This is a genomic window from Mycobacterium sp. ZZG, from assembly GCF_054786995.1.
In genome coordinates, this window is sequence record NZ_JBTBFV010000055.1 from 25,011 (window position 1) to 34,633 (window position 9,623).

At 64.6% G+C, this 9,623-nt stretch carries 14 protein-coding genes, 1 tRNA gene and 1 pseudogene; 10 read left to right on the forward strand and 6 right to left on the reverse strand.

Annotated features, from left to right (window positions below):
* Window positions 1–180 precede the first annotated feature (180 nt).
* Window positions 181–753, reverse strand: coding sequence for a dCTP deaminase (dcd, locus tag ACXMYJ_RS23260; protein ID WP_260756600.1), 573 nt, complete (start codon window positions 751–753; stop codon window positions 181–183).
* Window positions 754–781: 28 nt separating this feature from the next.
* Entirely contained in the window at window positions 782–1,156 is a 375-nt protein-coding gene (locus ACXMYJ_RS23265; protein ID WP_443188051.1) for a cupin domain-containing protein, read from the reverse strand.
* A gap of 85 nt (window positions 1,157–1,241) precedes the next feature.
* Between ACXMYJ_RS23265 and ACXMYJ_RS23270 the strand changes: the two genes are divergently transcribed.
* Window positions 1,242–1,315, forward strand: a tRNA-Gly gene (locus ACXMYJ_RS23270).
* A 68-nt stretch (window positions 1,316–1,383) separates the two neighbouring features.
* On the opposite strand, the gene ACXMYJ_RS23275 is transcribed toward ACXMYJ_RS23270, so the two are convergent.
* The 3 genes and pseudogenes from ACXMYJ_RS23275 to ACXMYJ_RS23285 all read right to left on the reverse strand — a co-directional run bounded on the left by ACXMYJ_RS23275 (window position 1,384) and on the right by ACXMYJ_RS23285 (window position 3,107).
* On the reverse strand, window positions 1,384–2,232 hold the full coding sequence (locus ACXMYJ_RS23275) for a tyrosine-type recombinase/integrase (protein WP_460358988.1): 849 nt from the start codon (window positions 2,230–2,232) through the stop codon (window positions 1,384–1,386).
* A 144-nt stretch (window positions 2,233–2,376) separates the two neighbouring features.
* A pseudogene (locus tag ACXMYJ_RS23280) lies at window positions 2,377–2,574 on the reverse strand (Arm DNA-binding domain-containing protein); the annotation flags it as partial.
* Window positions 2,571–3,107 carry a hypothetical protein gene (locus ACXMYJ_RS23285; protein WP_460358978.1) on the reverse strand — a complete coding sequence of 179 codons (537 nt, stop codon included), beginning with the start codon at window positions 3,105–3,107 and terminating at the stop codon, window positions 2,571–2,573. The pseudogene ACXMYJ_RS23280 and the gene ACXMYJ_RS23285, both read right to left, overlap by 4 nt.
* Before the next feature lie 107 nt (window positions 3,108–3,214).
* On the opposite strand from ACXMYJ_RS23285, the gene ACXMYJ_RS23290 reads away from it, so the two are divergent.
* From ACXMYJ_RS23290 to ACXMYJ_RS23330, 9 genes are all read left to right on the forward strand, one after another.
* Window positions 3,215–3,382: a hypothetical protein gene (locus ACXMYJ_RS23290; RefSeq protein ID WP_460358979.1), complete on the forward strand. Its 168-nt coding sequence runs from the start codon at window positions 3,215–3,217 to the stop codon at window positions 3,380–3,382.
* 265 nt (window positions 3,383–3,647) lie between these two features.
* Window positions 3,648–3,866 (forward strand): hypothetical protein, encoded by a 219-nt coding sequence (locus tag ACXMYJ_RS23295; RefSeq protein WP_460358980.1) that lies wholly within the window; start codon window positions 3,648–3,650, stop codon window positions 3,864–3,866.
* Entirely contained in the window at window positions 3,863–4,615 is a 753-nt protein-coding gene (locus ACXMYJ_RS23300) for a hypothetical protein (RefSeq protein ID WP_460358981.1), read from the forward strand. Before ACXMYJ_RS23295 ends, ACXMYJ_RS23300 begins: the two co-directional genes overlap by 4 nt.
* Window positions 4,612–5,007, forward strand: a complete 396-nt coding sequence (locus ACXMYJ_RS23305; protein ID WP_460358982.1) for a DUF2742 domain-containing protein — start codon at window positions 4,612–4,614, stop codon at window positions 5,005–5,007. The genes ACXMYJ_RS23300 and ACXMYJ_RS23305 overlap by 4 nt, the downstream gene beginning before the upstream one ends.
* A complete protein-coding gene (locus ACXMYJ_RS23310; RefSeq protein WP_460358983.1) occupies window positions 5,004–6,773 on the forward strand; it encodes a hypothetical protein in 1,770 nt (589 codons plus the stop codon). Before ACXMYJ_RS23305 ends, ACXMYJ_RS23310 begins: the two co-directional genes overlap by 4 nt.
* 19 nt (window positions 6,774–6,792) lie before the next feature.
* Complete coding sequence (locus ACXMYJ_RS23315; RefSeq protein ID WP_460358984.1) at window positions 6,793–7,080, forward strand: hypothetical protein; 288 nt, start codon at window positions 6,793–6,795, stop codon at window positions 7,078–7,080.
* Between the two features lie 3 nt (window positions 7,081–7,083).
* On the forward strand, window positions 7,084–7,599 hold the full coding sequence (locus ACXMYJ_RS23320) for a hypothetical protein (RefSeq protein WP_460358985.1): 516 nt from the start codon (window positions 7,084–7,086) through the stop codon (window positions 7,597–7,599).
* A gap of 179 nt (window positions 7,600–7,778) precedes the next feature.
* Window positions 7,779–8,621: a phage major capsid protein gene (locus tag ACXMYJ_RS23325; protein WP_460358986.1), complete on the forward strand. Its 843-nt coding sequence runs from the start codon at window positions 7,779–7,781 to the stop codon at window positions 8,619–8,621.
* A 135-nt stretch (window positions 8,622–8,756) separates the two neighbouring features.
* Window positions 8,757–9,107 (forward strand): hypothetical protein, encoded by a 351-nt coding sequence (locus tag ACXMYJ_RS23330; protein ID WP_460358987.1) that lies wholly within the window; start codon window positions 8,757–8,759, stop codon window positions 9,105–9,107.
* A gap of 217 nt (window positions 9,108–9,324) precedes the next feature.
* Here ACXMYJ_RS23330 and ACXMYJ_RS23335 read toward each other — a convergent pair whose 3' ends face one another.
* Window positions 9,325–9,486: a hypothetical protein gene (locus ACXMYJ_RS23335; protein WP_460358989.1), complete on the reverse strand. Its 162-nt coding sequence runs from the start codon at window positions 9,484–9,486 to the stop codon at window positions 9,325–9,327.
* Between the last annotated feature and the right edge of the window lie 137 nt (window positions 9,487–9,623).

Sequence of the window (9,623 nt, forward strand, 5' to 3'; positions counted from 1 at the left end):
CGGGCGCGGCGAGCCGACAACTAGATACTTCATCGACGCGGTCAGCTGATGCGTTACATCCGACGCTGTTAGCTGAGCGTGGCTGAAGACCTGGCCGGGACACGTCGGCACGAATGACCGGTGGCGCCGGTGCCCACGACATTACTCGCGCCGGGCCAGGCGCGGCGATGACGTTTCAGCTCAGTTGGTCTTGAGGAAATTCTGGTACGAGCGGGACGGGGTGGGACCGCGCTGGCCCTGGTACTTGGAGCCGACGGCGCCACTGCCGTACGGGTGCTGGGCCGGGCTGGTTAGGCGCAGCAGGCAGAGTTGGCCGATCTTCATGCCCGGCCACAGCGTGATGGGCAGGTTCGCCACGTTGGACAGCTCCAGCGTGATGTGCCCGGAGAAGCCCGGGTCGATGAAGCCGGCGGTCGAGTGGGTCAGCAGCCCGAGGCGGCCGAGTGAGGACTTGCCTTCCAGTCGGCCGGCGAGGTCGTCGGGCAGCGTGCAGCGCTCGAGCGTCGCGCCGAGCACGAACTCGCCCGGGTGCAGCACGAACGGCTCGCCCTCTTTGGGTTCGACCAGCGAGGTCAGGTCGTCCTGGCGCTGCGCGGGGTCGATGTGGGTGTAGCGGGTGTTGTTGAAGACCCGGAACAGGTTGTCGAGGCGCACGTCGACGCTCGAGGGCTGGACCAGGCTGTCGTCGAACGGGTCGACACCCAGCCTGCCGGCATCGATCTCGGCCCGGATGTCGCGGTCGGAGAGCAGCACCGCACGAGCGTAACGGGATGACGCCCGGTCAGGGGCAGGCAGCGGGTGCGTCGTTGCGCACGACGTGCGGGACCCCGGCCGGGATGAACACGGCCTGGCCGGCCGGGTACGCGACGGGGATGCAGTCGGGGGCGGATTGGACGTAGACCGTGCCCTCGTTGATGACGGTGTGTTCGGGCCCCGGGTGGGTGTGCCAGCCGCTGCTGGCGGGGCTGTGCAGCACCAGGTCCTGGACATACAGCGTGGTTGGCTGCCCGACGGAGATGATGACGACGGGCGCGCCGGTGGTGCCCTGCGCGAGATCGGTGCGCTCGATGTCGCCGTCGGGCGGGGTCGCGCCGGCGGAAGCAGGCGCAAGGATGGCGGCGATCAGGGCCGCGGTGACTGGGACGACATGCTTCATCAGATTCCCCCGGAGTGTGACTGACCAGCTTGCGGCCACCTCCACAGCGAGGGACCGCCAGGTGTTAACCTTCCTGATCAAACAGGCCGATGTAGTTCAATGGCAGAACATCAGCTTCCCAAGCTGAATACGCGGGTTCGATTCCCGTCATCGGCTCCACGTTGACCAGCGGTGATGCTGTTCGAATGCGTTCGACTCGACCCGTCAGGGTCACCAAGGGTCACAAGTCAGACGGAACTCTTGTTCGGACGCCCATCGAGCGACTGGCCCGCGGCCTTTAGGGCCTCGTCCTGGGAGTGCGCGTACACCCGGAGGGTCAGTGTCGGGTCGGAGTGGCCGATCCACGCCGCGATGACAGCGACCGGTACCCCGTCGAGGTGCATCAGCGTGGCCGCGGTGTGACGGCCTCCGTGGAGCTTGATGTGCCGAACCCCGGCGGCCTTGACCGCGTCGGCCCAATATCGGGACAGCACCGCCGGGTTGTACGGCTCCCCGACCTCGTTGGACACCACATACTCCCCCGACCCGTAGTGCTCCCCTAGCGCCAACCGTTCCGCGGCCTGACGCTTCTTCGCGGCCCGAAGAACCGTCACCAGGCGCACCGGCAGTGGCAGTTCCCGGCGGGACGCTTGCGACTTGGGGTCGTTCTCGACAGTGGCGCCGCCCGCCGACACCCTGTTGTTGGCCACCACCAACGTCTTGGCCGGGAGGTCGACGTCGACCCAACGAAGGCCGGCGATCTCGCCACGTCGTAGCCCATACAACGCCAGCTCCCAGGCGTGCCCGATCCGGTCCTTGGCGAACTGCTTGCGCAGCTGGTCAACTTCAGCCGTGGTGAACGTATCGACGTCCTTCTGTGCGCCCGACACCCGCGCCACCTTCGCGGCGACGTTAGATGTCACGATCTTCTGCTCCAGAGCGTCGTCGAGGAGCTGGTCGATGGTGGCGATGACCTTATTGACCGCTACGGGCGACCACGGTCGGCGGGTGCGGTTCTTCGCGGTCTTGGTGCCGCCTGCGACGAGATCGGTGACGAGCTGGTCGATGTGGGCCTTGGTGAGCCTTTGGGCTGGCAACTTCCCGTGCCGTTCGCGAAGCGGCGCAAGGTCGTAGACCAGCTTCGATAGCGAGGACTCCCGCAGATTATGCCTCCCCGCAACGTAATTCGCGCAAATCTCTTCGACGGTGATCTTTGAAGGGGACACATAGGTGCCCGTGGCGGCCTTGTTCTGCAGTTCGGAGAGCAGCTTGCGGGCTTCTTTTTCAGTGCGGCAGTGTCGCTTCGCTTGTTGCCGTCTCCCTGTCTCGGGGTTTACGCCGACGTCGACCTTAACCCGGTACCGCACAACAGGTTTCCCTGTACGTCGGTCGAGTACTTCGACCTTCTTGATCTGCGGGGGGAGCTGTTGCCTGTTCACTTGCTTTCCATCTTTCGATGAGATGGCATACGAGATTCATCGGGCTCTGGAGTTTCAAGAAGCTCTAACAGAGTCTCCCGCTGCTCTTGGAGCGACTCGATCATTTGAATGTACCGTTGTCGGTCGGCCTGGCGATGCTCCCGCACAGACTGGGGCATACGCAGATTCTCAAGCCCCGAATCCAGTTGTCTAAGTTGTTGTTCTAGCGTGATTATCTGATCCATTACCTCTACCAGGGTCGCTCGCCAGTCGATGTGCTCATCACGCTCGCCCGTCACGTCGAGCCCCTCCGCAGCGCGGATGAGCCACCAGGAAGCGTCGGAATCAAGCGCTATTCCCAAAGCGAGCAATTCCGGCACAGTGACCGCCTGCTCACCCTTCTCGATTCGAGGTATCGCCGCGCGGTGAATAGGCGCACCCAACTGCGCGGTGGCCTCGGCCAACTTGACGGCCGAAACGCCCTTCTCCTTCCGATCGGACGCGATGAGCTCACCCAGTCGGCGAAGCAAAGCTGAAGACCAAGTGTCGCCCATGACGACATTCTGGCACTTAATAGTGTCGCGTATCACGCCAACCGTGTTAATGTCGTGCGTGGCGTCAGAGTGTGTCGCCGTACACGACAGATTCGAACGGAGATCGGATGAACGATTGGGAGGCCGTCGGCCTCAAACTCGGCGGCATAAGCAGATCGCTGGTGTTCCGGCTCTGGCGATCGGGTGAGCTGGCCAGTGTGAAGGTCGGAAAGCTCAGATTCTCGACCGACCGCCAGATCGAGGAGTACATCAGCAAGCTCGAAGGCGCTGCCTGATGCGGACGCTTCCGCAGGAATTGCACTGCGACTTGGGGCTGGTCGACGACGACCGCACCCCGGACATGCGAAAGGCCCCGGCGGCAACCGAGGCCCTTCGGAAAAACGACCACCCAGCAGTCACCACAACCACAAAGGAGATCTAGAAACCATGATGTCAGACAATCCGTGCCCCGTCGACAGCGCCACCCGCACGTGCTGCGGCGGCATCGGCACACACACCCGCGGATGCTGTGGCGCGTCAGCTCAAGAAGAACAGGTCTTCTTGAGCAGCCCCCCCGACATCGCGCAGCGACTCGACGCGGCGGTCAACCTCGTCGACTTGGCCCGCAACGACGGCAACGCCGTGCTGCAGGCCCTTCCGAAGACGGCCCCGTTGTTCTCGGTGGTCGACCTCGTGACGGCGATGGGCCATTTGCGTAAAGCCGCCCTCCTGCTCGACGGCGTCGCCGACACCCTCGAAGCCGCCGGGGGTGGCCGATGAGCAACATCCTCAACGCCTTGTGCTGCGTTTGCGGAAACCTTCGGACATGCCGCCGGCCACGCAACCACAAAGCCGAGAACTACTGGTTCGCCGGCCCCATCGACCGAAATTGGCACCGAGAGACCGGCGACCTGAAGTGCTCCGAGTGCGGACGGATCACGACACACGCGATCATCCACCCCGAGAAGGACAGCTTCCGTGATCACGCGGAGATGATGCAGCGAGTCGCTACCGGAAACAGCCACGGCCACTTCAATGCCGCCCAACTCGAAGAAGTGGCCACAAAGTACCGGCAGGGGCTTCCCCGGAACCCTTACCTCGTGCACTACTGGTACAAGAATGTGGCCCAGGAGGATTGGGACGCCGGTCGGTGCACCACCAAGGCGTTGTGTGGTGAGAAGATCACACTGCACCGAGATCCGTCGGGGCCATCGTCGGGCAAGCGCCGGGGCGACGACCGGCAGATCAAGCCGGCAGACGCGCGAGACCAAGAGTACGAGGACTCCGAGACAGGGTTGTCGTGGATCGAGGCGGATTGTGTTGACTGCCTTCGGGTGTGGCACTTGGAGCTGTTGCGTCAACGCCGCGAAGACCTGGTCGAGAAGATGACCGAGTTCCTCAGAGACCTGCTCGCGGATAAGAGCGGATATCCGAAGAAGATCGACCTGCGAACCGTCGATCTGCTAATCGAAGTGCTCGAATCGGTACGCCAGCCCGACCCGGTGAAGACCGAAGGCATGCCCCGGTGAGCACACCGCACCACGAAGAGGAGGCCCGCCCTGACACCGGGGCGGCCACTCCCGCGTATCCGACTGAGGAAATTCCCCAGTCGTCCCGACAAGTCAGTTGGTTCGAGACCTATACCTACGCAATGAGAATCGCAGCGCAGCACGATGTCGTACTCGGACTGCCTTCTCTGCCGATCGCGGGCACTCAGCAATGGTGCGGGCTGCCCGACGAAGACGCCCGCAAGCTGCTGTCCCTGATTTTGGGCGGGGTCCGGGAGGCGTTGTCGAACGAGATTCACCAGGACGCCATCTCCGAGGCCGGCGAAGACATCTGGAAGGCGGCGGACTGGTCCGCTGCTGCTCGCCGACTCTTGCGCCGCAGCGAGATCGACTACATCAGGAAGGCATCGTGAACGACGAGAACTTCTGGTCGGCCACTGACCAACTCAAGCTGATCTACCAGTGGGCGCGCGCCAGCTACGTTGCACCGTGGGCCCTGCTGTACGCGGTCCTGCTCCGGGCGATCGCCACCACCGGCCCCCACGTGATGCTCCCGGGGCCTCCAGCGCCGGCCTCACTGAACATGGGGGTCGTCCTCGTAGGCCGGTCAGGAGCCGGAAAAGGCGTGACCGACAAGCTCAGTCGCGTCGTCTGGCCAGCCGACATCCATGAGGAAGGCCTGGGCTCGGGGCAGGGCATCGCCGAACTCTTCAAAGAGCAGAAGAACCCTGAAGATCGGATCACCCGCGCACTGATCACTGTGTCCGAGATCGACCACTTGGCAGCTCTGAACGCGGGCCAGGGCAACAACACCAGGGCCGCACTCAAGGCCGCACTGACAGGAGACCGTTTGGGCAGCAAGGGCGCATCACTTGCCACCACACGCGCTGTTCCAGCTGACTCGTACAGGATGTGTCTGTCCATCAGCGCGCAGTTCGGTCACACCGCCGTGTTGATGGACGATGTGTCCGGCGGAACCCCGCAGCGGTTGGCGTGGGCGCCGGTTACCGACCCGGAGATGCCAGACGAGCCCGGCCCGATCCCTGATCGCGTATTGGACACGGCGGTGCCGTCGTGGGCGCTGGCAGGCCCCCAGGTGCTGATGCAGTACGGGCCGCCGGAGATCCGTGCCTACATCAACGCCGGGCTCTTGGCCAATGGACGCGGGCTCGGTGAGGCTATCGACGGCCACCGAACCCTGACCCGGCTCAAGGTCGCCGCTGCCCTGGCGGTCCTCGACCACCGAATGGTGGTTTCCGCCGGCGACTGGGAGCTGTCCGAGGCGATCATGGCCAAGTCGGACGACACTCGAAACTCGGTGCTGGAATACGACCGGCAAGCCGCCCGGGCAAAGGTGCGCGATCGGGCGATCGGCCGCGCTGTGTTCGACGAGATGATCGATGACCGACACGCCAAGACGGTGCGCAGCCGCATCCTGCGCCTGCTCGCCTCAGGGCCGATGTCGCGTAGTGAGTTGCGCCGGGCGATGGGCAAACAGCACTACCGCGAGGCCTTTGACGCCGTCTTGCCCCATCTGGAAGAGGTTAGCCAGGTGGTCACGATCCGCGGCGAAAAGGCACTGCATTACGCGCTCAATCCGGAGTTCACCGGTGAACCGGAGTTCACCCCAGGAAAGCCCAGTTCAGGTGGGGTGAACCTCGAGTTCACCGGTGAACCGCCGTCTAACGTCACCGACTTGGATTCTCGCAGGTCGCACGAGGCTGCCCGCCCGAAGCTGTCGTGTCTCAAATGGTTGAGCGGGTACGTCGAGCAGCTACGCGAAGCCGGCCACACCACCGTCGAATCATTTGCTGTGATCGAAGCCGGCCACGCTGCCGGGTACACGACCAGCAGCATCCACCAAGCCCGCACTGCCCACCCCGACATGCGCACCGTCTCCCGGAAACGAGGTCGCGCCATCTGGTCGATCGTCCCCGACCAGCACCCTCCTCGGCACGAGTCCGCGGCAGCCTGGCTCGACAACTGGCTCGACAAGCAACCCACCGCCACGGTGTCACCCGAGGACGCGAAACTCGCCGGGCAAGCGGCTGGCCACCCGTGGCAGTCGGTGCGCCGCGCCGCGGGCCTTTCCCCACGGATCACTTCGGTACCCGCTCACGGTGACGCGAAGACCGAGCGTGTCTGGCACATCTCCGACGCAGACGACGTCGGGGCCTGAAGAGAAGGAGAACCATCCCATGACCGACGACGCATCGAAAGCTCCGCGCGACGTGGTACCGCCAGCACCACTGACTCGCGAACAGATCGTTGAGTTGAACGACACGGTAGGCACCACGGTCACCTTCAGCGTGCCCGGCGAGGTGATCCCTGACTCCGACGGCTTCCCCGCTGGGATGACACCGAACGAGACCTACACCGTGCCTCTCACTACTCATCTGCAGGTGTTCCGCGACCAGCTCGACGCTGCCGGGCTTACCGCCGACGACGTCCCTAACCTCACCATCATCGACCGGAAAGGACACTGACCCATGACCACACCGAACGAAGCCCCCACCGCCGAACCCGCCGCCGCCGAAAGCGCCGACGACATCGACGCCAACACCGTGCCGGAATCCGACACCACTACCGACGTTGACACCACTACCGACGTTGACACCGAGCAGGATTCACCCAACGGTGAGGCCGCGAAGCGGCGCCGCCAGCTCCGTGAAGCCCGAACCGAACTCGCTTCTGTCCGCGACCAACTCGCCACCTATCAGCGCCGTCACGCCGAATTGGCCGTGTCCGATGTACTGGCCACCCCCGCGGACCTGTTCGACATCGGACAAGCCGACCTGACCGACTTCCTCGACGACAACGGCGATATCCGCACCGATGAACTCCGCGCCGCTGCAACCACACTGGTCGAGCAGCGCCCCCAGCTCGGCACCAACTACACCCCCGGCTGGCCCGCGGGTGCCGACTTCGGGATCGGGGTCCGCAGCCAGTCCGCGCCTGTCCCCACCTGGTCCAAGGTGCTCTCCGACCAGCGCCGCAGACAGTGACACCTGTCGGCGGCACAGGCTAGAATGATCGTGCAGCTCAGAGACTTTGGGTCGGGTGCCCGCCCTGAGCTTGCACGACCGCCCCTGGTGGGCAACCCGAACGGCCGGGCGCCGGAGGGAATCCCCAAGCAATCGCAGCACGCCCCGTGTGGCGTGTCTGACCACCAGGAGCAACAGAAATGCCCTTGTACACCAGTTCTGCCGGCGGAATCCTCACCCCCGAGGAAGTTGGCGCCCTCGTAGTTCAGCCCGTCGAACGCGCTTCGGTAGCGATGCAGATCGCCACCGTGGTCCCCACCACCAGCGGTGAGTTCCGCATCCCGATCGTCACCAACGACGCCATCGCCGCCTGGACCCCGGAAGGCTCGGACATCACCCCCTCCGATGCCGGGGTCGATGAGATCACCGTCAAGCCCGACAAGTTGGCGGCGCTGTCGATCATCTCCAACGAGCTCGCCCAGGACTCCTCGCCGGCGGCAACCGAACTCGTCGGCAACAGCATCGGCCGCGACCTCGCCCGCAAGGTCGACGCCGCGTTCTTCGCCGCAACCACCGTCAACGGGCCTGACGGTGTCGAGTCCATCGCCTACCAGGCGACCACCACCACGACGTTGACGAACACCGACGCGTTCGCCGAGGCGATCTCCCTGGCCGAGAACGAAGGCGCCACCGTCACCGCATTCGTCGCCAACGCCGCCACCGTGCTGGCCCTATCCAAAGTCAAGCGCGAAACCGGATCGAATGAACCACTGCTGCAGCCCGACCCGACGCTGCCCACCCGCCGGCAGATCCTCGGCGTACCACTGTGGTCAGTGCCCGACACCGTGGTGCCCGACGATGTTGTCTGGGCCATCGACGGAAGCCGGGTGTTCATCATCGTGCGCCAGGACGTCGACCTGCGCATCGACCCGTCACGCTACTTCGAAAGCGATCGACTGGGCATCCGTGCGACCATGCGGGTCGGCTTCGGCTTCCCCCACGAAGCTGCCGTCGTCTGCATCGGCGCACCCGAGGGTTCGTAACCCCACAACCTGGCGAACGCGCGAGCGTCAAACCCGTTAGGTATCTCTGGGCAAGGACGCCATGACCACGCCGTGCGTGCAAGCAGTACCTGCGCTCCGCGTTCGCCACCCCAACAGCCACCACTGAGGACACACATGCCCCGCCAACGCATACGGCCCTGCTCCGAACCCGGCTGCCCCGAACTGCAATACGAGACCCGCTGCCCCCAACACCGGCGCGACAACGACAGGTACCGCCGACAGTTCGGATCCAAAGCCAGCGAGCCACGCGACCGCACCCGCCGCAAAGCCACAGTCGACGCCCACCGCGCCCAACACGGCAACTGGTGCCCCGGCTACGGACGCGAACCCCACGCCAGCGACGACCTCACCGCCGACCACATCGACGAAGTCACCTTCGGCGGCGACCCACACGGCCCACTCCAGGTCTTGTGCAGAGGATGCAACGGCCGCAAGCACGCCACCCGCCAAAGCCGGCTCCGATGAGGCCGGGGGGCAACCCCTCGCAGCGGCCCGCGAGTGACCACCGGGCAGCAAAACTGCTGCAGCCGCGAGTTCGGCGGTTCTTGTGGAGCCGCAGGTCAGCAGGGGTGGGCTATGACCCCGACGGGCACCCCAGACCTTGACCCTTGCCAAGGGAACTCGCAGTTCGCAGACCTGAAATGTTCCCAGGGCGCTTTCGGACCAAAAACCCTGGGACTGCCTATTTCTCTCCGCTCGGCGGTTCGGTCGGCAACATTCGGCTCAGCTCGTCTTCATTGACAACGAGTTCCTCATTGCCCGCAAGGGCCTCCTTCGCCTTCTTGTACGCCGCCGGCGACGTCTGGGGAGCGTAGGAATACAACTCTGCCAATCGTGCGGTCAGTACATCTCGCGGTCAAGTCCAGGGACGTGGTGTACGACGTCGTCGTGTGATTCTTCGAGGTGATGGTTCAGGTGGTCAGTGCCGCGGGGGTGGCCTCCTGTTCGGTCGGGGTGTCGTTGACGGTGCGTGATTTGCTC